Source organism: Nocardia tengchongensis (genome assembly GCF_054781395.1).
Map to the genome: position 1 here is coordinate 194,304 of NZ_BAAGUM010000017.1, position 23,836 is coordinate 218,139.

At 70.2% G+C, this 23,836-nt stretch carries 20 protein-coding genes; 13 read left to right on the forward strand and 7 right to left on the reverse strand.

The genetic code is table 11. From position 1 onward, the window contains the following. Positions 1–42 precede the first annotated feature (42 nt). Positions 43–675, reverse strand: coding sequence for a GNAT family N-acetyltransferase (locus tag ACYVKL_RS31935; protein ID WP_379167640.1), 633 nt, complete (start codon positions 673–675; stop codon positions 43–45). A gap of 259 nt (positions 676–934) precedes the next feature. On the opposite strand from ACYVKL_RS31935, the gene ACYVKL_RS31940 reads away from it, so the two are divergent. Next, positions 935–2,029, forward strand: coding sequence for a TerD family protein (locus ACYVKL_RS31940; RefSeq protein ID WP_379167638.1), 1,095 nt, complete (start codon positions 935–937; stop codon positions 2,027–2,029). A 6-nt stretch (positions 2,030–2,035) separates the two neighbouring features. Here the strand turns inward: ACYVKL_RS31940 and ACYVKL_RS31945 are convergent, their stop codons facing one another. Next, entirely contained in the window at positions 2,036–3,346 is a 1,311-nt protein-coding gene (locus ACYVKL_RS31945; RefSeq protein WP_379167635.1) for a TerD family protein, read from the reverse strand. Between the two features lie 56 nt (positions 3,347–3,402). Next, positions 3,403–4,110 (reverse strand): haloacid dehalogenase type II, encoded by a 708-nt coding sequence (locus tag ACYVKL_RS31950; RefSeq protein WP_379167633.1) that lies wholly within the window; start codon positions 4,108–4,110, stop codon positions 3,403–3,405. 37 nt (positions 4,111–4,147) lie between these two features. On the opposite strand from ACYVKL_RS31950, the gene ACYVKL_RS31955 reads away from it, so the two are divergent. The 7 genes from ACYVKL_RS31955 (at position 4,148) to ACYVKL_RS31985 (ending at position 16,317) form a co-directional block, all read left to right on the forward strand. Then, positions 4,148–5,020 carry a class I SAM-dependent methyltransferase gene (locus tag ACYVKL_RS31955; protein WP_379167631.1) on the forward strand — a complete coding sequence of 291 codons (873 nt, stop codon included), beginning with the start codon at positions 4,148–4,150 and terminating at the stop codon, positions 5,018–5,020. A gap of 145 nt (positions 5,021–5,165) precedes the next feature. Next, positions 5,166–10,967 (forward strand): non-ribosomal peptide synthetase, encoded by a 5,802-nt coding sequence (locus ACYVKL_RS31960; protein WP_379167629.1) that lies wholly within the window; start codon positions 5,166–5,168, stop codon positions 10,965–10,967. A gap of 214 nt (positions 10,968–11,181) precedes the next feature. Then, a complete protein-coding gene (locus ACYVKL_RS31965; RefSeq protein WP_379167627.1) occupies positions 11,182–12,180 on the forward strand; it encodes an alpha/beta hydrolase in 999 nt (332 codons plus the stop codon). 1 nt (position 12,181) lies between these two features. After that, positions 12,182–13,081, forward strand: a complete 900-nt coding sequence (locus tag ACYVKL_RS31970) for an SDR family NAD(P)-dependent oxidoreductase (RefSeq protein ID WP_379167626.1) — start codon at positions 12,182–12,184, stop codon at positions 13,079–13,081. Between the two features lies 1 nt (position 13,082). Beyond that, positions 13,083–14,018 (forward strand): ferritin-like domain-containing protein, encoded by a 936-nt coding sequence (locus ACYVKL_RS31975; protein ID WP_379167624.1) that lies wholly within the window; start codon positions 13,083–13,085, stop codon positions 14,016–14,018. Then, on the forward strand, positions 14,015–15,481 hold the full coding sequence (locus tag ACYVKL_RS31980) for a flavin-containing monooxygenase (protein WP_379167621.1): 1,467 nt from the start codon (positions 14,015–14,017) through the stop codon (positions 15,479–15,481). Before ACYVKL_RS31975 ends, ACYVKL_RS31980 begins: the two co-directional genes overlap by 4 nt. A gap of 71 nt (positions 15,482–15,552) precedes the next feature. Further along, positions 15,553–16,317, forward strand: coding sequence for a MerR family transcriptional regulator (locus ACYVKL_RS31985; protein WP_379167619.1), 765 nt, complete (start codon positions 15,553–15,555; stop codon positions 16,315–16,317). Between the two features lie 7 nt (positions 16,318–16,324). Here ACYVKL_RS31985 and rplL read toward each other — a convergent pair whose 3' ends face one another. Genes rplL through ACYVKL_RS32000 form a run of 3 tightly spaced genes read right to left on the reverse strand, consistent with a single transcriptional unit; the run spans position 16,325 to position 17,523 of the window. Next, positions 16,325–16,708, reverse strand: a complete 384-nt coding sequence (gene rplL / locus ACYVKL_RS31990) for a 50S ribosomal protein L7/L12 (protein ID WP_213557590.1) — start codon at positions 16,706–16,708, stop codon at positions 16,325–16,327. Positions 16,709–16,750: 42 nt separating this feature from the next. Then, positions 16,751–17,140, reverse strand: a complete 390-nt coding sequence (locus ACYVKL_RS31995; RefSeq protein ID WP_379167617.1) for an acyl-CoA thioesterase — start codon at positions 17,138–17,140, stop codon at positions 16,751–16,753. Beyond that, positions 17,140–17,523, reverse strand: a complete 384-nt coding sequence (locus ACYVKL_RS32000; RefSeq protein ID WP_213557588.1) for an acyl-CoA thioesterase — start codon at positions 17,521–17,523, stop codon at positions 17,140–17,142. Before ACYVKL_RS32000 ends, ACYVKL_RS31995 begins: the two co-directional genes overlap by 1 nt. A 114-nt stretch (positions 17,524–17,637) precedes the next feature. On the opposite strand from ACYVKL_RS32000, the gene ACYVKL_RS32005 reads away from it, so the two are divergent. From ACYVKL_RS32005 to ACYVKL_RS32025, 5 genes are all read left to right on the forward strand, one after another. Beyond that, complete coding sequence (locus ACYVKL_RS32005) at positions 17,638–18,612, forward strand: GlxA family transcriptional regulator (protein ID WP_379167615.1); 975 nt, start codon at positions 17,638–17,640, stop codon at positions 18,610–18,612. Continuing rightward, positions 18,609–19,340: a DJ-1/PfpI family protein gene (locus ACYVKL_RS32010; RefSeq protein ID WP_379167613.1), complete on the forward strand. Its 732-nt coding sequence runs from the start codon at positions 18,609–18,611 to the stop codon at positions 19,338–19,340. The genes ACYVKL_RS32005 and ACYVKL_RS32010 overlap by 4 nt, the downstream gene beginning before the upstream one ends. Before the next feature lie 20 nt (positions 19,341–19,360). Beyond that, positions 19,361–20,554: a cytochrome P450 family protein gene (locus ACYVKL_RS32015; protein WP_379167611.1), complete on the forward strand. Its 1,194-nt coding sequence runs from the start codon at positions 19,361–19,363 to the stop codon at positions 20,552–20,554. Positions 20,555–20,618: 64 nt separating this feature from the next. After that, positions 20,619–21,623 carry a saccharopine dehydrogenase NADP-binding domain-containing protein gene (locus ACYVKL_RS32020; protein ID WP_379167609.1) on the forward strand — a complete coding sequence of 335 codons (1,005 nt, stop codon included), beginning with the start codon at positions 20,619–20,621 and terminating at the stop codon, positions 21,621–21,623. Between the two features lie 11 nt (positions 21,624–21,634). Further along, complete coding sequence (locus ACYVKL_RS32025; protein ID WP_379167607.1) at positions 21,635–22,483, forward strand: NAD(P)H-binding protein; 849 nt, start codon at positions 21,635–21,637, stop codon at positions 22,481–22,483. A gap of 51 nt (positions 22,484–22,534) precedes the next feature. Here the strand turns inward: ACYVKL_RS32025 and ACYVKL_RS32030 are convergent, their stop codons facing one another. After that, on the reverse strand, positions 22,535–23,692 hold the full coding sequence (locus ACYVKL_RS32030) for an N-acetylglucosamine-6-phosphate deacetylase (RefSeq protein WP_379167604.1): 1,158 nt from the start codon (positions 23,690–23,692) through the stop codon (positions 22,535–22,537). Positions 23,693–23,836: the final 144 nt, after the last annotated feature.

The following is a 23,836-nucleotide window of genomic DNA, read 5'->3' on the forward strand; positions in this document are numbered from 1 at the left end:
GGCCCGGCCGTCCGTCGCGGCCGGGCTCCCCTCCCGATGGCGTCAGCCGGCGTCCACCCGGGATGCCGGGTGAAGCATGAAATTCAATTCCGGACCCGAACTCCCGATGCGGGTCCCGGCCAGCCGTTCGAAGTCGAACGCCTGGTAGTAGCGGACGTTGCCGTCCTTGCAGATGCCGCACAGGGCGCGCCCGTGCGCATCCGATTCCGCGATCAGCCACTGCGTCAGCGCACGGCCGATGCCCGAGCGCGGGACGGTGGGGTCCGCGCCCAGATAGACCATGTAGTTGTGTGGCTCGGCGGGCGCGGATCCGGCGATGGCGGCATCGACCTCGATGCCTCGCCGGGTCGCGGCCGGACCCATGGCCCACAGCAGCAGCGGACCCGAAATCGCTTCCCGCCATGCGGGATTGCGGTATCCGTGGGGGATCCACAGCAACGCGCCGACGACGGTGTCGTCGACGGTCGCGACGATGGCTCCCTCGGCGGGCAGATAGCGGTGCCGGATCAGGACGCGCAGCATGCCCGGTGTGCGCCGGCGGCGCAAAGCCGGATCGGGGAAGACGTAGTCCTCGATCGGATCGTCGGACTCGAAGGCCAGGGCGATCACCCGGACCATGTCCTCGATGTCGGATTCGGTGGCGCGGCGAATGATCGGTGCACCCGACTGAACCAAAACTGTCCCTTACGTTTTCGTGTCCGTCAGCGCCCGACTTCGATGACGAACAGTCTTGTGTCCTACTGGAAAGTAACCCAAACAGCTACTGACCGGTAGGGTACCCCCCAGTTACTGAACATACGACCGATTCGCCTTGTGGCATAAAACGATTCGCCTGGGGATAGCGCCCCGTCCACCCATGCCCTAAGGTTCGCGCGCGCAAAGAGATATCGGTTCGTTTCACCCGGGTGACCGGTGCCTCCCATAGAGTGGGAGCGTGGCCGCACTCTTGACCCAAGGGCAGACCGGTGAACTGGGCGTCTCGGATATCACCGTGACGGTGCACTTCAGCGCGGGAATCGATCTCGCCGCGCTGCTTCTGACCGATCGCGGTGCGGTACGCGCCGATACCGACCTGATCTTCTACAACCAGCCTTCCGGGCCCGGCATCCAGCTGGTACCCGGGCAGCACGCCGTCGCGGTGAATCTGAGCGCGGTGCCGCCCGGCGTGGCCCATATTCGCATCGTCGCCACCCTCGACGAGAACGACGGGCGCTTCGGCGACTATCCCGCCCCGCACATCGGCATCTCCGACGATCGCGGAATCCAGTTGTACGAGTACGTGATCGACGGCCTCGGCAACGAGACCACGGTCGCGGCCGTGGACCTCGACCGCGGCGACGACGGCTGGTACGCCCGCGCGGTCGGCTTCGGCCACCCCCGCGGCTTCGGTGCGCTGGTCGCCGATCACGGCGTGTCGATCAGCAACACGCCGCAGGCGGCCAGCTCTGCCGCACCGATCATCGCGCCCGTGCTGAAAGCCGGCGACACCGTGGCCCTGCGCCGGCAAGGCGCGGACCTGAGCTTCGTCAAGATGGGGCTGGGCTGGGACCCGGTGCACGTGCAGCACAAATGGGGATCACGCCCGGTCGAGATCGATCTGGACGCTTCGGCCCTGGTGTACGCCGGGCACGATCTGATCGATGTCGCCTACTACGGCCAGCTGGTCACCAAGGACGGCGCCATCCGGCACTCCGGCGACAACCTGACCGGTGAGGGCAAGGGCGACGACGAGACCATCACTGTCGATCTGACCCGGATGGGCCCGCACGTCACCACCATCGTCTTCGTCATCACCTCCTACGCGGGCCACACCTTCGAACGCGTCAAGAACGCCTTCTGGCGCTTGCTCGACGGCACCACCAGCACCGAGCTCACCCGGTCCAACCTGAGCTCCGGCGGCGCGCACACCGGCATGGTGGTGGCGAAAGTCCATCGCGAGGACGGCATCTGGAAGGTGTCGGCCCTGGGCCACCCGATCGAGGCCGGTCACCCGGTGGAGGCGGCCGCCCAGGTCGTCAACTTCATCTGAGGCCCCTCAGTCGACGGTGACGAACCGGCCCAGCTGGGGTACCGCCTCGCCGGGGTGCTTGGCCTGGAAGCCCTCGCCGATGGCCTGGAGTTTCCATTCGGCGCCCGCGCGGAACACCTTCGCCATGGCGATGGCCGTGAACGGCATGCCGCCCGCCAGGGCGTAGCGGGCCAGCTCCGCCTGCGTGGTCTCGTCCACCAGGCGGCAGTAGGCATTGCTGACCTGCTCGAAGGTGTGGCCCTGGTAGGAGGTCACGATGAACAGCAGCGTATTCACCCGGCGCGGAATACGACTCAGGTCGACCAGGATCACCTCGTCGTCCCCGGCCGCGCCCTCGCCGGTCAGATTGTCGCCCGAATGCCGGATAGAACCGTCCTTCGAGATCAACTGCCCGTAATAGGCCACGTCCACCAGATGCCGGTCGGCGAACATGGCCACCCAGGCGTCCAGGTCGATATTGGCGGCGCGGCGGCCGAACAGGCCGCCCTGCTTGGCCGGGTCCCAGCCCAGGCCCATCCGGATCCGGGTGAGCGCGACCCCGCCCTCCTTGCGGAGCGTGACGCGTTGGCCCTTGGCCAGATTCACCGGCCGCCCGCGCGATAGTTCGCCATCCGTCGGCTGCGATGCGGGCGTCGGCGGCTGTGGCAGGTGGGCCGGATGAGGCGGCTGCTGGGTTGGATTCGGCTGCGGCTGAACAGGAGTGGGGTAGGGCGGGATGGGCGGCGGGTAGGCCGAGGTCGGCGGCGGTGGGTAGGTCGAGGTCGGTGGCGGTGGCGGTGGAGGAGTGGCGGGGGCCGGCATCGGGCGCGGCGCGTCCTCGACGGTGACGCCGTGGTCGGTCACCAGGGCCGCGAACCCGCCCGCGTATCCCTGCCCGACCGCCCGCACCTTCCAATTGCCGAAGCGCCGGTACAGCTCGACGGCGATCACGATGGACTCGCTCTGCAAATCCTCGATCTTGTACTCGTACAGCGTATTCCCGCCCGAGTCGGAGACCAGCGCGATCGGCGGCGCGATCCGGCCGAACGTCGCGCCGGTCTCGTCGAGGGTGATCACCGCGCGGATCTGGGTGATCTCCGCGGGTACCTGCGCCAGCGACACCGCCAGCTCGGCGGGCTGCCTGGCGACGCCGTTGCGCAGTCGCACCCCTGGACCGGACGGTTGGTTGTAGAACACGAAATCGGTGTCCGAGCGCACTTTTCCCTGCTCGGTCACCAAGAGCGCGGACAGCTCGGCGGTGGCCGCGACGCGAATGGAGACCACCACCTCCGCCGCGGTCAATGGTCCGTTCTGACCCTTCACCAATGTTGTGGACAAGACCGATCCTCCCGTATCGAAACGCCCACCTGCCATGCTAGGAGACCGGTCGGCGCTCAGCAGGCGAGCTGGTCGGCGAGATCCAGGAAATCCACGGCATTGATATCGAACTCGTCGGAGAACTCCGCGTCGCCGAGCGCGGGATCGCCGTACTCCAGCGGCCGCGCGACGAACGCCGTGCGGAAACCGAGCTCCCGGGCCGCCCGGATGTCGTACTTGTGGCTGGCCACCATCATGATCTCGGACGGCGCCAGCCCCAGGTACCGCGCCGCCAGCCCGTAGGTACGCGGATCCGGCTTGAACGCGCCCACCATCTCGGCCGCGAAGATCGCGTGCCAGGGCAGGTCGCCGTGCCGCGTAATCTCGACCACGGCACTGACATCCGCGTTCGACAGCGTCGCGAGGGTGAATCGCTTGCGCAGGCGGTGCAGGCCGGGGACGGTGTCGGGCCAGGGGTCCAGCCGCGACCAGGCGCGGGCCAGCTCGTCGCGGGCGGCCGGGGCCAGGTCGATGCCCGCGGCATCGAGCAAGGGGTCCAGGGTCTTCCGGTAGATCGACGCCACGCTCACCCAGGCGCCGTCCCCGGGCTGCTGCGAGGTCTCCGCGAAATAGGCCGCGCGCCAGTCGTTCACGAACTTCACCCAGTCCTGCCCCGGACCGAGGTCACCGGCGGCCGCGCGGGCGGCTCGCCGGATGGTCGAATGGAAATCGGTGGCGGTTCCCTGTACATCGAACAGCAGCGCTGTCGGCCTCGACACGTTCACGGGCGCAGCCTACGAGATCGGTTCTAGGCTGGCAGCCATGGAGACCGGCCGGGCCAGCAGGACAGCCTTGGCGACCGCGTACGCGCGCGCCTACCACCAGCTCTCGGGCGAACCACGGGTATTCACCGACCCGCTGGCCGCCCGGATCCTCGGAGTGACCCGCGAACGGATCGACGAGCTCGACACCGCGACCCTGGACCGCCCGGGCGGACAGGACCCCCGGCAGCGGATCCGGCGGTACTTCCTGGCCGGCCGTGCCCGATTCGCCGAAGACGTGGTGGCGCTGGCGGTCGCCGAGGGGATCGAGCAGGTCGTGATCCTGGGCGCGGGACTCGACACCTTCGGCTACCGGAATCCGCATGCCGGGCTCCACGTGTTCGAGGTAGACCACCCCGATACGCAGGGTTGGAAGCGCGACATGCTCGCCCAGACCGGGATAGAGATCCCCGAGTCGCTCACCTTCGTGCCCGTCGATTTCGAAACCGACACGCTGGCAGCCGGTTTGGCCGCCGCCGGCTTCGATCGCGAGCGGCCGGCGGCGTTCGTCTGGCTCGGCGTGGTCATGTACCTGACCCGGCCCGCCATCGAGGACACCCTGCGCTTCATCGCCGGGCAAGGACAACCGGTGCACCTGGTCCTCGACTACTTGAGCGCGGGCACCACCGACGAGGAACGCGCCTCCGTCCGGGAGCGGGCCGAGCGGATCGCCGCGATCAACGAACCCTGGCTCAGCTACTTCGAACATGAGGAGCTGGCGGAGCTGTTGCGGTCCTGTGGCTTCGACACCGTCGCCGCCCGGCCGCTCGCGGAGCTGTTCACCGAGTACCTCGGTGAGCCGTTGTCCGGCTTGCCCGCTCGCACCCGGCCCGCGCCGCTGGTGCACGCGATCCGAGGTCGCGCCGACGCCTGAGATCCGCCGCACTCACCCGGTAGCCCGGCGTTTGCGCTGGTAGCCCCGCTGCGGGGCGCTCGACCGAGGTGTTGCCCTACCTGTTCGGACACGGTATTCAGTTCGCTCGGGTGGGTATGCGAGTCGAGTTTGAAGGTAGGAACCGGTGACCGTCGATCTTCCCGCGGTACGCCGGGCGCGGGCGCCGGGCGGCCGGCGAGGGATCTGCACGCTGCCGCGCCTGCTGGCCGCCGCGGTCGAAAGCAGGCCGGACGGTATCGCTCTGCGTGCGGGCGGATGGTCGATGAGCTATGCCGAGCTCGACGCCGACTCCACCCGGCTGGCCCGGCTGCTCATCGCCCGGGGGCTGGGTCCCGGTGACCGCGTCGTACTCGCCCTACCACGCTCGGCCGAGGCCGTCGTGGCCCTCTGGGCGATCGCGAAATCGGGCGCGGCCTTGGTACCCGTCGACCCGGCGTCGCCGCCGGAACGGCTGGCGCACCTGCTCGCCGACGCGGGTGCGGCTTGCGGGCTCACGCTCACCGCGGCCCGTTCCCAGCTGGGCGATGCCCTCGAGTGGCTCGAACTCGATGCCCCGGACTGGCTCGAGGCCGTGGCGGACGCCTCGGCCGAACCCCTGCATTTCACCGAACGCACCCGCCGGCTGTACGGCGACGACGTCGCGTACGTCGTCTACACCTCGGGTTCGACCGGACCCCCGACGGGTGTGGCTGTCACCCACACCGGCTTGGCCGGGCGCTGCGGTGAATTCGCTCGCCGCTTCCGTATCACCCCTGCTGCCCGCACCCTGCACTTCGCCGCCGCGAGCTGCGACGCGACTGTGCTCGAACTGCTGCTGGCCGTCGGCTCCGCGGCCACCATGGTCCTCGCGCCCGCCGACTGCCATGGCGGTGGCGAACTCGCGGAGCTGCTGCGCACCGAGCGGGTGACCCACGCCTTCCTCGCCCCGGCCGTCCTCGCCGCCGTCGATGCCTCGAATTTGCCCGACCTCGCGGTGGTGGTCGCGGGCGGCGCGGAATGCCCACCTGATCTGGTCGCACGGTGGTCTCCCGGCCGCGCCTTCTTCACGCTCTACGGACCCACCGAAACCACGGCCGCCGCGACCATCAGCGCTGCGCTGACCACCGCCGACACCGTCACCATCGGCGGACCCGTCCCCGGCGTGAGCGCCCTGGTCCTCGATACCCGGCTGCGGCCGGTGCCCAGCGCCGTGGCCGGTGAGCTCTACCTGGCCGGGCCGGGGCTCGCGCGTGGCTACCACCGGCAGCCGGGGCTCACCGCCGCGCGTTTCGTCCCGCACCCGAACGGCACGGGGGAGCGCGTCTATCGCACCGGCGACACGGTGCGATGGGTGCTCGGGCCGGGCGACGCGCCGACCCTGCAATACCTGGGGCGCAATGACTCTCGGGAGCAGACCCGTGGGGTTCGGGTCGAAGTGGATGCGATCGACACCGCGCGGCCGCGGCGCCGGATTTCGACTGCCACCGAGCGCGTGGTGGCCGCCGCCTTCTCGGAGCTGCTGGGCGTGGGGCAGGTCGGCGCTGCGGACGACTTTTTCGAACTCGGCGGAAACTCCCTGCTCGCTACCCGATTGGCGGGACGGATCGGTGTGGGGCGCGCGGTGCGGGTTCCCGGGCTGCTGGTGTTCGAGCATTCGACGGTCGCCGCGCTCGCGGCCGCCGTCGACCGCCTCGAGGTCGGCGACCGGCCGCCGTTGAGCGCGCGGGCATCGCGTTCGATGCGCGCGCCGTTGTCCCTTGCGCAGCAACGCATGTGGTTCCTGGCCCGGCTGGACCCGGAGTCGGCGGCCTACAACATTCCGTTCGGGCTGCGGCTCACCGGCGCACTCGACCTGGCCGCGCTGGCGCTCGCGCTGCGGGACCTGCTCGAACGGCACGAGACCCTGCGGACCGTCTACCCCGAGGCTGACGGGAACGGCTGCCAGGACATTCGGTCGGCGGCCGAGGTCCCCTTCGACCCGGCGCCGGTCGACCTGGCCGAGGCCGAGGCGCGGTCGGCTCTGATCGCCATGGCGAGCCGGGGATTCGATGTCACCGCGGAGGTTCCGTTGCGGCTGCGGCTGTTCCGGATCGCGGATCGCGACTTCGTGCTCGGGGTCGTGATCCATCACCTGGCCGCGGACGGCTTCTCGATGGCTCCCCTCACCCGCGACCTGATGACCGCCTATGCGGCCCGGGTGCGCGGCGTAGCACCGGACTGGCCGCCGCTGCCCGCGCGATACGCGGACTATGTTGTCTGGCAACGGGAATCACTCGGCGCGGCGGACGACCCGGGCTCGTTGCTCGCCGATCAACTCGGGTACTGGCGCGCGGTGCTGACCGGACTGCCGCCGCTGCTGGATCTGCCCACCGATCGCCCGCGCCCGCCGGTAGCCACCCATCGCGGTGCAGCGCAACACTTTCGGGTGGACGCAGCTCTGCATCGGGCGCTCGAGGACCTGGCCCGGGCCCATGGTGTCTCCTTGTTCATGCTCGTGCACGCGGCACTCGCCGTCGTCCTGGCGCGACTGGCCGGAGTCGGCGATGTGGCCGTGGGCGCGCCCGTGGCGGGTCGCGGTGCGCCCGAACTCGACGAAGTCGTCGGCATGTTCGTCAATACCCTGGTGTTACGCACCCGCGTCGATCCCGCCGACAGCGTGACCGACCTGCTCGACCGGGTCCGCGACACCGACCTGGCCGCCTTCGCCCACGCCGAACTGCCCTTCGAGCGACTGGTGGCCGAACTCGATCCGCCCCGCACCCAGGCCCATCACCCGGTGTTCCAGGTGGCCTTGTCCTTCCACAATTTCGGTGACCAGGTGCTACGCCTGCCCGATCTGACGGTCACCGGAATCGACCTCGGCGAGACGGTCTCGCCGCTCGATCTCCAGCTGACGGTGGTACCGCAGCAGGGTGCCGAAGACGCTGCGGGACTGCACTGTTCGTGGCGATACGCCACCGACCTCTTCGACGACAGCACGATCGTCCGGCTCGGTCGGCGGATGACGGCCGTGTTGGCCGCGATGGCCGCCGATCCGGGACGCGCGGTCGGGGACCTGCCGTGCACCGAGCTCGACGAACTCGCGGCCTTCCCGGTGGCAGGCCCGTCTCACGTCGTGCCGCGGCGGTTCCTGTTCGACGCCTTCGGTGAATGGGCGCTGCGCAGGCCGGACGCGACGGCCGTGACCGGAGGCGGCGTCACGCTGACCTACGGAGAACTCTTCGACCGCTCGAACCGGCTGGCACGCAGGCTGATCCGGATGGGAGTGGGTCCCGGCGCGATCGTAGGCGCGGCCCTGCATCCCGGGCCCGACCTCGTGGTCAGCCTCTACGCCATCGTGCAAGCGGGCGGCGTGTACCTGCCGCTCGATCCCGATCAACCTCCCGACCGCACCGCCGACCTGCTCGCCACGGCCGCACCGGTGTGTGTCGTGACCGCGGATCTCGTGAACTCCCCGGAACTGGACGACTTCTCGCCCGCGCCGATCACCGACGCCGACCGCCTGCGCCCGCTGCACGAGCAGGATCTCGCGTACCTGATCTTCACCTCTGGATCCACCGGACGCCCGAAAGGCGTCGGCATCCCACACGCGGCCATCGCCAACCACATCGCCTTCCTCGCCGTCGAATATCAACTGGCCGAAGCCGATACCTACCTGCAACTGGTGCCCAGCGGTTTCGACGCCTCACTGATCGCCTACACGGCCCCGCTCGCCGTGGGCGGACAGGTGGTCGTCCCGTCGCGAGACCGGCGCACCGATCCCGACCACCTCGCCGATCTCCTGACCCGCCACCGGGTATCGGCCTTCCTGGCCGTTCCGTCCCTCCTGCGCGCGCTGCTCGAGCACGCGCCCGGCGCGGCCCTGTCCGGCCTGCGGGTGGTGTGGGTGGGCGGCGAGGCGCTGCCCGCCGAGCTGATCGCGCGATTCACCGCGACCAGCTCCGCGCGGCTGCACAACCTGTACGGACCCACCGAGGCGACGATCTCCATCACCGGCGCCGAGGTCACCCGCCACGACGGCGGTCCGGTGTCCATCGGTGCGCCGCACTGGAATTCCCGCGCCTATGTGCTCGATGCCCGCCTGCATCCGGTGCCGCCGGGCACGCCCGGGGAGCTCTACGTCGCGGGAGCCCAGCTCGCCCGCGGCTACCTGGGCCGCGCGGGCGCCACCGCCGAACGCTTTCCCGCCGACCCCTTCGGGCCCGCGGGTGAACGCATGTACCGCACCGGTGACCTGGTCCGCCGCACCCGCGACGGTGGTCTGGAATACCTGGGCCGCACCGACTTCCAGCTCAAGTTGCGGGGGCAGCGGCTGGAACCGGGAGAGGTGGAGTCCGCGCTGCGCGCCCACCCGGACGTCGTGGAAGCCGTGGTGGCGATCCGCCGGGAGCGGCTGGTCGGCTATCTGCGCACCGTCGCCGGGGCCACCCCGGAACCGGACGACATCCTCGCCGTGGCGCGAAAGCGGTTGCCCGGATACATGATTCCCGCCGACCTGGTCCTGCTCGAGACCTTTCCGCTCGGTGCGACGGGCAAGCTGGACCGGGCCGCGCTGCCCGATCCGGAGCCGGTGTGCCGGGTCTACGCCGCGCCGGAGACCGCGGACGAGCAGGCGGTCGCGGATGTCTTCAGCGTCGAACTCGGTGTCGAGAAGGTCGGTCGTGAGGACGACTTCTTCGCCGTGGGCGGAAACTCGCTGTCCGCCATCAGGGTTCGCGCCGCCCTGGCCCACAGCCTCGGCCTTCCGGTGCCCTTGGCGCTGCTGTTCGCACATCCACGGGTGCGCGAACTGGCCGCCGCGCTCCGGGCGGAAACGGTCGCGAACACGGCTGAGCCGGACTGGGCGGCCGATGCGGTGCTGGACCCGGAGATCACCGCCCGCGATCTCCCGCCACGAAGACCCGGCCCGCTCGCGGCGGTACTGCTCACCGGCGCAACGGGTTTCCTCGGCGGCTTCCTCCTGCGTGAGCTGCTCGAACGCACCGACGCCGGCGTGTACTGCCTGACCCGGGCCGCCGACGCGGCCGCCGCCCGGGACCGCATCCACGCGAACGCGGACCGCTACGGCATCGACCTGTGTGCGTATCAGCACCGAATAGTCGCCGTACCGGGTGACCTCGCCCGGCCCCGACTAGGCCTGAGCGCCGCTGACTTCACCGCCTTGGCCGAACGCCTCGACGCCATCTATCACAATGCCGCGCACGTCAATCACCTCGAACCGTATGCCCGCATGCGCGCGGCCAATGTCGGCGGCACCGCCGAGATCCTGCGCCTGGCCACGACACACCACCGCACACCGGTCCGGTACATCTCCACGGCCTCGGTCCCCGACGGCCCGCTCCCGGACGGCCTGCCCGGCTACGTCCGGACGAAATGGGTTGGTGAACAACTGGTCCGAACCGCCGCCGCCCGCGGACTGCCGGTCCGCATCCATCGCCCCGGGCTCATCACCGGCGACTCCCACACCGGCGCGGCCGGTTCCGACGACGCCTGGTGGACGATGCTGCGCGCCATGCTGGTGCTGGGCCTCGCCCCGGAGTTGCCGGACGGCGAGGTCGCGATGCTGCCCGTCGATCAGGTGGCCGCCGCGGTGGTGTCGGGCGCGGCGTGGCACCGCCCGGCCGAATCCGGTGACGCCACGCCGGTCGTGCTGCTCCCGAGCCGTACGGTGTCCCTCGCGGCGGTCCGGGACGAGATCCTCTCCCGCGGTTACCGTCTCGCCCCGGTCGCTCCGGCGGACTTCGCGGCCGCTCTGCTCACCGCCGCCGAACGACCCGATGCCGACCCTCTGCTCGTCCGTGCGGCGGCGCTGAGCATCAACTATTCGGCCGAGGTCATCGGAACGGCCGGGCGAGATCCGCACTCGGCCTGCGCCGGTGTCGATCGCGCGATCCTGTCCCGCTATCTCGACTACCACGTGCGGACGGGCTTCCTGCCGCCCGCGTGACCTCGGCCGCTATTCGGCGATCCAGTGGAGCCGTGTGTACAGCTCACCGGGGGTCTGCACCCGCCATTGCGCGAAGGCTTCGGCCGGGGTCAGCGTCCGCTGGTCCCGGGCGGGAACTCACTTCGCGGTGCATAACTGCGTGTGCAATACAAGTGACTAGGGCGTTATGAATGTGCCATTGACAACTGGCACATTGAATGGCGATGCTGTCCACATGAGGACAAGGTCAACGGCGACCTTCCCGCCGGCGGCGGTCCCCACCCGGGCGGCGACGCGGACGCGACTCGCGGCCGCGGCGTCGGTGGTGGGGATACGCCAGGTCAATGGGTTGTTGCCGAACAATCGAATCGGAATCGAGGCCGGGCGCGCGCTCATCGCCGCGATCATGGCCGCGGGCGGGCCCACCCCGGCGGGGACCTCGGTCACGCCGGTTCGCTCCGGCGGCGTGCGCGGCGAATGGGTCCGGGCCGCCGGCGTCCGGCACGGCGATCGCGCCATCTACTACCTGCACGGCAGCGGCTACGTGGTGTGCTCGGCGAAAACGCATCGGGGACTGGCCGCGCGGCTGTCCAAGGCGACCGGGCTGCCGGTGTTCGTCGTGGACTACCGGCTCGCGCCCGAACATCCCTTCCCCGCGGCCGCCGACGATGCCGCCGCCGGCTACCGGTGGCTGCTCGAACACGGTTATCGGGCAAGCGATCTGGTGATCGGCGGCGACTCCGCCGGCTGCCACCTGACCCTGGACCTGCTGTTGCAGAACGCCATCGACGGCACCGAGCAGCCCGCGGGCGCGTTCCTGTTCTCGCCGCTGGTGGATCCGACCCTCACCCTCGCCGAGCGCCGCGACCGGGTGCTGCCCGATCCCATGGCTCCGGCGCGGACCGGACGGCGGCTCATCGAGCTCTACACCGCGGCGGAACCCGCGGACTCGCCGCGACTGCGGCTGACCATTCCCGCCGGGACCGCGCTGCCGCCGCTGTTCGTGCAGGCCAGCGCGGGGGAGATGCTCGCCGACGACGCCCGCCACCTGCGCGACATGGCCGCGGCCGCGGGCGTGGCGTGCGAGCTGGAGCTGTGGCCCGGACGGATTCACGTCTTCCAAGCGCTGCCGCTGCTGGTTCCCGAGGCCGGTCCCGCGCTGCGGCGCGCCGCCGGGTTCGTGACCTCGGCGCTGGCGCAATCGGATTCGACTCGACGAAAGCGGGTGGGCTGACATGTGGCCGATCGACGACCTGATGTTCGCACTCGGCGGCAAGCGCCGCTCCCTTCGTGCCAAGGCCGTGGTGACCGGCGCGGGCAGCGGCATCGGCCGCGCCTTCGCGCTCGAGCTCGCCGCGCGCGGTGGTGAGGTGGTGTGCGCCGACATCGACAAGGACCGCGCCGACGAGACCGTGCGACTGATCGAGCGCACCCACGGGCGCACCGCGCACGCCGTCTTCTGCGACGTCTCCCGGCGCGCGGACGTGGAGAGCCTGGCCCTGCACGCGGAACTGCTGTTCGGCGGCGCACCCACCCTGGTGATCAACAACGCCGGTGTCGGCATCGGTGGAAAGCCCGTGGGGGACATCGGCTTCGGCGACTGGGAATGGGCGCTCGGGATCAACCTCTGGGGCGTGGTGCACGGCTGCGAGATCTTCGCCCCGCAGCTACGGGCGGCCGGACGCGGCGGCATCATCAATGTGGCCTCGGCCGCCGGATTCGCCGCCGCGCCCGGCATGGCCGCCTACAACGTGTCCAAGGCGGCGGTGGTGTCGCTGTCGGAGACCATGGCCGCCGAGCTGGCGGGCAGCGGGGTGGCCGTCACCGCGCTGTGCCCGACCTTCGTGCGCACCAATGTGGTCGCCGACGGCCGGATCACCTCCGGCTCCTCCCGATTGGCGGACGGGCTCATGCGCTGGACCGGGTTCTCGCCCGAGGCCGTCGCCCGCACCACGCTCGACGCGCACGACCGGGGCGTGCTCTACGTGCTGCCGCAGCTGGACGCCCGCGTGGTCTGGCATCTCAAGCGGCACTTCCCGGCCCTCTACACCCAAGCCCTCGGCGTCCTGAATCGGGTGCTTCCCCAGCAGGATTCGGCGGCCGCCGGCCCGAACCTCCAGAAGACGGGAGTCTGACATGTCTGCGAAAACCACCACCTTCGACTTCGACAACATGCTGGCCAAGATCAAGTCCAAGCAGTGGGCGCTGGCCGATATCGAGTGGGACGCACCGGGAGCCGAGCTCATCGACCGCGCCCTGCACGCCAAGCTCAAGCCGTTCATGGCCGATCTGATGTGGATCGAGAACGTCGGCGCGCGCGGCTTCGCGGCCATGGCCAAGAAGGCCCCGACCCCGGCGCTGGCCGAGATCTACCGTTACTTCCACGCCGAGGAACAGCGGCACGCCAATGCCGAACTGGCCCTGATGCGCCGGTGGGGCATGCTCGACGGTGACGAGATCCCCGAGCCGAACATCAACGTCAAGCTGGTCATCGACTTCCTCGACAAGTACTCCGACGGCATGTCGCTGTCGTTCCTGGGCACCGTCATCCCCATGCTCGAGGTGGCCCTCGACGGCGCGCTGATCAAATTCGTCACCGACGAGATCGCCGACCCGGTCGCGCAGGAGGTCTTCAAGAAGATCAACAACGACGAATCCCGGCACCTGGCCACCGATTACGCGGTCATGGAGCTGCTCGGGCACGCCGGCGCGCGCAAGCTGGCCATCGACCTGGTGGGCGGCTGGATCAAGCCGTCGCTGTTCATCGGATTGCTCAGCTACATCCCGCTGCTGAACAAGATGCGCGACAACATCGTCGACATGGGGGTCGGCGAGGAGAAGCTCTACGCCGCCATGGCCCGGTTCAAGCAGGTCGGTGAGCGCGCCCCGATCGTGAACCGGCTGCCCATGTACCGCATCGTCAAGATGCACTCGGACTGGGTCGTCAACCGCGACAACCCGTACCACCTGTTCGCGGACGCCATGGTCAAGGTGACCGGGGCCATCCCGGACCGGCTGCTGCCCACCCAGCCGACCTGGTCCAAGGAACTCACCTACGAGCCGGTCGCATGAGCGCCGTGAGCAAGCCACTGGACGTGGCGATCATCGGCGCCGGATTCGCGGGCATCGGCGCGGCCATCCGGCTGCGGCAGAAGGGGATCGGCGACTTCGCGATCTTCGAACGCGGCGACCGGGTCGGCGGCACCTGGCGCGACAACACCTATCCCGGCGCGGCCTGCGACATCCCGTCGCGGCTGTACTCCTACAGCTTCGCGCCGAATCCGGACTGGTCGGCCACCTACTCCGGCAGCGCGGAGATCCTCGGCTACATCGATTCCATGGTGACGGAGTTCGGCATCGCGCCGCACCTGCGCTTCGGCCACACCGTCACCGGGATCGTGTTCGACGAGGAGGCCGGGCTGTGGACGCTGTCGTTCACCGGCGGACGGCGAAAAGTACGGGCGCGCACCGTGATTCTCGCCTCGGGGCCGCTGTCCAACGCCGGATTCCCGGACATCGCGGGCATCGACTCGTACGAGGGCCACAAGATCCACAGCGCCCGCTGGGATCACGACTACGACTTCACCGGCAAGAAGGTGGCCGTGGTCGGCACCGGGGCCAGCGCCGTGCAGATCATCCCGGAACTGGTGAAGAAGGCCGCCGCGGTGAAGGTCTTCCAGCGCACGCCCGGGTGGGTGCTGCCCCGGGTGAACCGGCGCACCAACGGCCTCACCAAGCAGGTGTACCGGCAGCTGCCGGTCACCCAGTCGCTGGCGCGAGAGGCCTGGTTCTGGGGGCACGAGTCGGTGGCGCTGGGCGTGGTGTGGAATACGCCGCTGACCCGGGTGGTGGAATCGGTCGCGCTCATGCACCTGCGCTCGCAGGTGCGCGATCCGTGGCTGCGCCGCCAGCTCACCCCGGACTTCCGGGCGGGCTGCAAGCGGCTGCTGATGAGCAGCGAGTACTACCCGGCCCTGCAGGCCGACAACTGCAAGCTGATCACCTGGCCGATCGCCGAGCTCTCCCCGCACGGCATCCGCACCGCCGAGGGCATCGAGCACCGTGCCGACTGCATCGTGTTCGCCACCGGCTTCGAGGTGTCCAAGCAGGGCTCGCCGATTCCGGTGACCGGGCGCGGCGGCCGGGTGCTGGGCGATGAATGGCGCGGCGGCGCTTACGCGTTCAAGAGCGTGACGGTGGCCGGATACCCCAACCTGTTCCTCACCTTCGGGCCGAACTCGGGGCCGGGACACAATTCCGCGCTGGTCTACATGGAGGCGCAGATCGACTACCTGACCGACGCCATCAAGATCGTGCTGGAGCGCGGGCTGCGTACGCTCGAGGCCCGGCAGGATCGGCAGGACCGCTACAACCGCGGCCTGCAGCGCCGGCTGACCGCCACCACCTGGAACTCCGGGTGCAGCAGCTGGTATCTCACCGAGGACGGGTTCAACGCCACCATGTACCCCGGCTTCGGCAGTCAGTACGCCCGGCAGCTGGCCAGGGTCGACCTGGCGGATTTCCACCTGCGCTAGGGTTCCGAGCAGCTGCGCTAGTGTTCTGGCGCAGACGGGGGTCGCCGGCGGAAGGGACGGGAACAGTACGGATGGCGGACTACCGCATCGACGATCTCGCCCAGGCCGCCGGCACCACGACCCGCAATGTGCGTGCCTACCAGGAGAAGGGCCTGCTGCCCACGCCCACCCGGCGCAGCGGGCGCGCGCTGCTCTACGACGACACCCACCTGGCCCGGCTGCGAATCATCGACGAGCTGCTGCAGCGCGGCTTCACCATCGCCCACATCGCCGACTTCATCACCAGCTGGGAGACCGGCAAGGACCTCACCGAGATCCTCGGCCTGCAGCGCGCGGTCACCGACACCTGGGGCAAATCCGAAGCGCCGGTGGAGATTCCCCGCGAACTCGTGGACACCTTCTTCGGCGACACCGACGAGCACCAGGTCGACGGCGACCAGCTGGCCCGGCTCGAAGAGCTCGGCATGGTCCGCCTGCACGACGACATGGTCGAGCTCACCCGGCCCGAACTGCTGGGCATCTTCGCCGATCTCAGCGCCTACGGGTTCGGCCTGCCGGAGCTCATCGACCTGCAGGCCGCGATGGCCGACCGCCTCGAGTCCATCGCCCGCCTGATGGTGGTGGCGGCCAAGGACCACATCGTGGCCCGGCACGGGGTGGGCTGGCTCCCCGAGTCCGATGCCGAGATCGCCGAAACCGCCGAGATGATCAACCATTTCCGCGAACTCGGCACCCGATCGGTCCGGGACAGCCTCGACCAGGCGCTCGACAAGGTCCTGCGCTCGGAGCTCGGCGCCTACCTGGAGGCGGCCGCCCGCCGCCGCGCGCAGGACTGATCGGCGATCAGCGCAGCGCGGCGCGCGCTCCCGCGGCCTCGAGTTTGATCCGCGCGGTCTCGGCGGCGGCCTTGTCGACCTTCTCCAGCACCGCCTTCGGCGCGGACTCGACCAGGTCCTTGGCCTCCTTGAGGCCCAGCCCCGGGATGATCTCCCGCATGGCCTTGATGACCTGAATCTTCTTGTCCCCGAAGGATTCCAGCACGAGATCGAACTCGTCCTGCTCGTCGGCGGCGTCGGCCGGAGCGGTGTCGGCCGCGACTTGGACGGCCACCGGTGGCGCGGCGGAGACGCCGAACTCTTCCTCGAACGCCTTGAGGAACTCCGAAAGTTCCAGCAGCGTCATACCTTTGAACACGTCGAGCAACTCGACGACGGTCATCTTGGCCATGATGTAACCCCTTGCAACGCTGACCAGGCGATACAAGTAAGTCTATGCGCCGGGGACCGCCAAGGTCATCAGATATTCGCGCTCCCCGCGTGTCAGCGGGCGTGGCGCGCCGTCGGCGATGGCGACCAGCGTGGAAGTCGCGGAGAGATAACGATATTCGCCGTCGCGGACCTCGTGTGCCAGGGTGAACGAGGTGGTGCCGAGCTTCTCCACCGCGGAGGTGACGGTCACCGGCGCGGCCCGGAACACCAGCGGCATGTGGTAGCTCAGCCGCTGTCCGGCCACCACCACCCGCCACGGTTCCCCGTCGGATGCGTAGCGGTCGAGCAGATCCGCGCGCGCCTCGTCGAGGTACTGGGCGAACACCACATTGTTGAGGTGCTGCTGCGCGTCCATATCGGTGCGGCGCAATTGGATGTCGTAGGTGTGCATCAGGCTTCCAGATCCTTCAGTAGCAGGCGCTGGTCGTCCGGCAGTGGCCGCGACCGCTGGGTGGCCTGATCGAAGGCGACCATCGTGCACACGGCCGCCGAGTACACCACGTCGTCGTCGCGGATCTCCTGCTGCAGCGCGAACGACGAGGTGCCGATCTTGGTCACCCAGGTCTCGATCCGCACCGGCTCCATCCGATAGGGCAGCGGCTTCAGATAGTCGATGTCCATCTGCGCGACCACATTGGCGCCGCCGAACCCCCGCTTCCAGAACAGATCGATGCGGGATTCCTCGAGGTAGCGCAAATGCGCGGCATTGTGCACGTGCCCGTCGGCGTCCATGTCGGACCACCGCAGCGGGCACTGGAAAAGGTGTCGGGCCACTCCGCATTCATATCAAGCGGCTAGCGGCGGCAACCTGCGGGCCATCGCGGGCATGGCCGAATCTGCAAGAGTCGTGTCGTTGACGCCGTCGGCCGCGGCCCGCAGGCTGAAGGCATGCGGGTGGTGCTGATCGTGGTGTTCGACGGATTCCAGTTGACGGATCTGGCCGGACCCGCCGACGTGTTCGCCGGGGCCGCGGCGCTGGGGGCGGTCCCCGGCTATCGGGTCGAACTGGCCGCGGCGCAGGCCGGTCCGGTGCGGTCCTCGTGCGGTATCGAGGTGACCGCCGCGCACGGGCTCGACACCTGGACCGGACCGCTGGACCTGCTGCTGGTGGTGGGCGGCCTGACCTTCTGGACCGCGGCCGGCGACAGCGACCTGGTGTCCGGCATCCGCCGGGTGGCCGCGGTCGCCGACCGGGTCGGCTCGGTCTGCTCGGGCACCTTCCTGCTCGCCCGCGCCGGCCTGCTGGACGGCCGCCGCGTCACCACCCACTGGGCGGGCGGCGAGCTGCTGGCTCAGCAGTTCCCGGCCCTCACCACCGAACCCGACCGCATCTACGTGCGCGACGGCCCGGTCTGGACCTCGGCCGGGGTGACCGCGGGCATCGACCTGGCGCTGGCCATCGTGGCCGCCGACCACGGACCCGACCTGGCCCGCGAGGTGGCGCGCTGGATGGTGGTGTACCTGCACCGCCCCGGCGGCCAGAGCCAGTTCAGCGCACCGCTCACCGCCAACCCGCCCAAACGCGATCCACTGCGGGAACTTCAGGTCTGGATGGAAGAGCACCCGGAATCGGATCTGTCGCTGCCCGCGCTGGCCGGTCGGGTCGGCATGAGCACCCGGCACTTCTCCCGCGTCTTCACCGGCGAGACCGGCACCACGCCCGCCCGCTACGTGGAGCGGGTCCGGATCGCTGCCGCCCGGCGGCTGCTGGAGACCACCGACCAGCCCATGGACCGGGTCGCCGCCGCGGTCGGACTGGGCAGTCCCGAGACCCTGTATCGAATCTTCCACCGCCACCTGGGCATCCCGCCGGGCGAGTACCGCGCCCGGTTCACGAATTCCGAAGGAGAGCGTGTCTCATGACATTCCAGATCGCCATCGTCCTCTATCCCGGCATGACCGTGCTGGACGCGATCGGCCCCTACGAGGTGCTGCGGATGATCCCCGACAGCGAATTGCGGTTCGTGTCCAACGAAGTCGGGCCGGTCGTCTCCGACAGCGGGGTATTGGCGCTGGGCGTGACCCACACCTTCGCCGAGACGCCGTCGCCGGATCTGGTGCTGGTCGGCGGATCGGAGGCGGCGACCACCGAGGCGATGGCGAACCGGGAACTCATCGAGTGGCTGCGCGCCGTGCACCCCACCACACAGTGGACCACCTCGGTCTGCTCGGGCGCCCTGATCCTGGCCGCCGCCGACATTCTGCGCGGGCATCCCGCCACCACCCACTGGGCCGCCCAGCCCGCGCTCGCCACCTTCGGGGCCGAGTCGCGCCCGCACGACCGGATCGTGCGCAGCGGCAAGATCGTCACCGCCGCAGGCGTTTCCGCCGGCATCGACCTCGGCCTGTGGCTGGTCGGCGAGATCGCGGGCGAAGAGGTCGCGCAGATGACGCAGCTCTACATCGAATACGACCCGCACCCGCCGTTCGACGCCGGACACCCGGACAAGGCGCCGTCCGCCATCCTGCGCAAGGCCCGCCTGGAGATGACCAAACGTGCCGCCAAGCCCCGGGTTCCGCTCGACGTGGCCACCTCCCTGTGGCGGCTGACCCTCAACCGCATGCGGGATCGGGCCGCCGCCCGCCGCTGAATTCCCGTACCGTCGGAGGGGTGACCGAGCTGCTCGGCGATCACTTCTTCGCCAATCCGCATGCGTACTACCGGCTTTGGCGCGACGAAGGACCGGTGCTGCGGGTGCGGTTCGGGGACGGCGTGGACCGCTGGCTCATCATCGGCTACGAGGAGGGCCGCGCCGCCCTGGCCGATCCGCGGCTGCGCAAGGACATCGACCTGCTGGAGTCGGTGATCGCGCGCAAACATGTCGGGTCGTGGGAGGGGCCGCGCACCCACGACGGGCTGCGGCACATGCTCAACGCCGATCCGCCCGACCACACCCGGCTGCGCAGGGCGGTGTCGCAGGCGTTCACGCCGCGACGGGTGGCGGCGCTGCAACCGGTCGTCGAGCGGACCTCGCGAGAACTGCTCGACGTCATGGCCGATCGGGACGAGGTCGATCTGCTGCGGGCGTTCGCGACCCCGCTGCCGGTCGCGATCATCTGCCACCTGCTGGATGTGGACATCGAGGACCGCGGCGCCTTCCGGGAATGGACCAAGGCGCTGGTCGGCACCCTGGAACCGGGCGTCGACCCGGTGCGGGCGCACGCCGAGATGGTGGCGTTCCTGCGGAACATGCTGCGCCGCAAGCGGGCCGAGCCCGGCGCGGACCTGCTGTCGGCGCTGGTCACCGACACCGAAGCCGGGCTCGACGAGGGCGAGCTGATCGGGATGGCGCTGCTGCTCCTGGTCGCCGGGCACGAGACCACGGTGAACCTGATCGGCAACGGCACGCTGGCGCTGCTGCGCGACCGGCCCTGGCTGGAGCGGCTGCGCGCGGAGCCGGAGCTGATCCCGGCCGCCGTCGAGGAATTCCTGCGCTTCGACGGGCCCGTGGACATGGCCACGCTGCGCTTCACCGCCGAGCCGATCACCGTGGGCGGCACCGACATTCCCGCGGGCGAACTGGTCCTGGTGGCCCTGGCCGCCGGGAACCGGGACCCCCGCCACTTCGCCGACCCGCACCGCCTGGACCCCCTCGCCGAGCACCCCGCACATCTGGGCTTCGGCCACGGCGTCCACTACTGCGTCGGCGCGCCGCTGGCCCGGCTCGAGGCCCGGGTGGCCTTCACCCACCTGCTGGAGCGGTTTCCGGACCTCGAGCTGGCCGTGGACGAGTCCGAGCTGCGCTGGCATCCGAATCCGGTGATCCGCGCTCTGAAACGGCTGCCGGTCCGGCTACGGAAATAGCGCGCGGTACACGATCTTTCGGCTCGCGGCGATGAATTTCCGCCGGCGGCGCGGTCTATATCTCATGACTGTTTTCGCCATCTACGGGGCCACCGGTCACACCGGCCGCCTCGTCGCCGCCGATCTCACCGCGCGGGGGAAGGACGTGGTGGTGTCCGGCCGCGATCCGGATGCCCTCGCCGCCCTGGGATACTCGCGGGTCGTGCCCGCGGCGCTGGACGATCCCGCCGCCCTGCGGGCGCTGGCCGAGGCCGCCGACGTGATCATCCACTGCGCGGGCCCCTTCGCCACCACCGGACTACCCCTGGCCACCGCCGCCGTCGAAGGCGGCTGCCACTACATCGATCACGCGGTGGAAGTGCACCACGTGAAGCGGTTGTTCGACGACTTCGCCGAACCCGCCCAGCGAGCCGGAATCACCATGCTGCCCAGCGTGAGTTTCTATGGGGGACTGGGCGATCTGCTGGCCGGTGCGGTCGGGCGTGTGGTTCCCGGCATCGAGCGGATCACCGTCGCCTACCACGTCACCAACTGGATGATGACCCACGGCGCGGTGGAGACCGCACGGCTGCTGTTCGCCGACACCGACCGCATCGGCTACGAGGACGGGCAGCCCCGATACGGATTCGTGGAACCGCGGCAGGCCATCTTCGCCTTCCCGCCGCCGGTCGGGCCGCGGCCCATGATCGCGCCGGTGCCGTTCCCCGAGGCGGTCACCGTGCCCCGGCACACCCGCACGCGCGCGGTGGAGGCGCAGCTGACCGCGCACACCTTCGCCGAGGAGCAGGCGTTCGCCAGCGAACAGGTCGAGCCCGCCGCGCGCGCCGACAGCCGATTCATGATCGCCGCCCAGGCGCTCGCCGCCACCGGTTCGGCGTCCGGGACGCTGACCGGGCGGGATCTGTGGTCGACCGCCGCGCTGGCCTCGGTCGAAGCGGCGGTGCGGCTCACCGAGGGCACGGCCAAGAGCGGAGTCGCCAGCCCCGCCGAGGCTTTCGACGCCGTGGACTTCCTGCACAGCCTCGCCGCCCGCGGGGCCTTCGAACTCCGGTTGCCGGAACAGGCGTGAGGAGCACGACCATGGAACCGATTCTCGTCACCGGCGCGGCCGGGGGCAGCCAGGGCGGCACCGGCCGCCGGGTCGCCGAGACACTGCTGCGCGCGGGCCTGCCGGTGCGCGCCTTCGTACATCGCGACGACGGCCGCGCGGCCGAACTGAAGGACCTGGGCGCCGAGGTGGTGGCCGGTGACCTGCGGGAGATCACGGCGGTGACGCCCGCGCTGCACGGGGTGCGCCGCGCGTACTTCACATACCCGGTGACCGCCGGAATGATCGACGCCACAGCGGTTCTGGCCGCCGTGGGCCGGCAGGCCGGTCTCGAACGGGTGGTCGCGACCTCGCAGCTCGGCTCCGATCCGCAGGCCGGCACCCCGCACATGCGGCGGCACTGGGTCGCCGAGCAGGTGCTCGACACCGCCGGGATCGGCGCGGTCCACCTGCGCGCCGCCGTGTTCTTCGAGAACCTGCGCGTCGCCATCGGGGACCGGGGCGAACTGGCGCTGCCGCTCGGCTCACCCGACACCGTGCTGCCGCTCATCGCGGGCGAGGACGTGGCCGGGGTCGGGGCCGGGGTGCTGCGCACCGAGGGCCCGGTGGATCCGGTGCAGTGGCTGGCCGGCGAGATCATGACGGTCGGCGAGGCCGCCGAAATACTCGGCGTCCCTTACCGGAACGTCGATCCCGCCGAGTGGTCGGAGTGGGCGATGACGGTCTACCGCGACGAGGTGGCCGTGGAACACCTGACCCACCTGTGGACCATGTTCGCCGCCATCGGATCCGGGCACGAACTGTTCCGGGTCACCGAATCCATCGAGCGGTTCACCGGCCGGCCGCCGATCACCCTGCGGGAGTTCGTCGACGGGGCGTGACGGCGGGACGGTCCGCTCGATGCGGCGCGGATCCGGGTGCGGCGCTGCCGATCACGCCAGCCAGCGTCCGCGCCGCAGCACCCGCCGCAGGCCCAGCTGGTCGTCGAGGACCACCGCGTCGGCGTACATGCCGGGCCGCAGGTCGCCGACCTCGTCCAGGCCCGCCGCGTCCGCGGGCGTCGAGGTGACGGCCGCGACCGCGTCGTAGAGCGGGACATGGCATTCGCGCACCGCCCAGCGCAGGCAGTGCAGCAGCGTCGCGGTGCCGCCCGCCAGCGAACCGCCCGGCACCCGGGCCACACCGTCGGTCACGGTCACCGGGCAGGGGCCCAGCCGGTACTGCCCGTCCGGCATGCCCGCCGCCTGGGTGGCATCGGTGACCAGCACCACGCGGTCGGGCGCGGTGGCGAAAACCAGTGCGCCGAAACCGGAGTCGACGTGCACCCCGTCGCCGATCACCTCCACGAAAGCCTGCCGCTGGGCCGCCGCGACCAGTCCCGCCGCCACCGGTCCGGGCGCGCGATGGTGCAGCGGCGGCATGCCGTTGGCGAGATGGGTGACCAGGGTGCCGCAGCCCTGCGGGCTCAGCGCGGAGCGGAAGCGGTCGAAACTCGAATCGCTGTGCCCGACAGCCACCACCACACCGCTGTCGGCCAATTGCTTGGCGGCGGTGTCGAATCCGGCGCGTTCGGGGGCGAGGGTCATCACCCGCAGCTGTCCGTCGGCGGCCTGCAGGAGGCGGTCGATCAGCTCCGGGTCGGGATCGGACAGGTAGCCGAGATCATGTGCGCCGCAGCGGGTCGTGGACAGGAAGGGGCCCTCGACATGGACTCCGGCGATCACGCCGTCGTCGGCGAGACCGCGCAGCATGCTCGCCTGCGCCACCATGGTGTCCGGGGCGGCGGTCACGATGCTGGCGAGCACGCTGGTCGAACCACGTCGATGGTGGAAGGCCGCGGCGTCGCGCGCTTCGGCCACGTCCTCGGTGTCGAAACGGTGCCCGAAGCCGCCGTGGGTGTGGATGTCCACCAGGCCGGGCACCACGGTGCCCGCGTACGCCGGCGGCAGTTCCCGATGCGTGGTCGCCCATTCGGTCGCGGGCCGGACCGCGGCCACCCGCTCACCCTGGACGGTGATCACGCCGTCCTCCAGTACGCCCGCGCGGGTCACCACCCGCCCGCGCAGTTCCAGCCCCCGCCGCCCGTTCACCGCGGGGCCCCGCGGGCCGGATCCATTGCCGCGTCAGCCATCACGCCCAACCCATCAGCTCAGCATGACCGATCGCGAGCGGGAGCGCGGGTGTTCGGTCCTGTCGATTTCCTGCTCAAACGAATCACATTCGGGCGGCCGCCA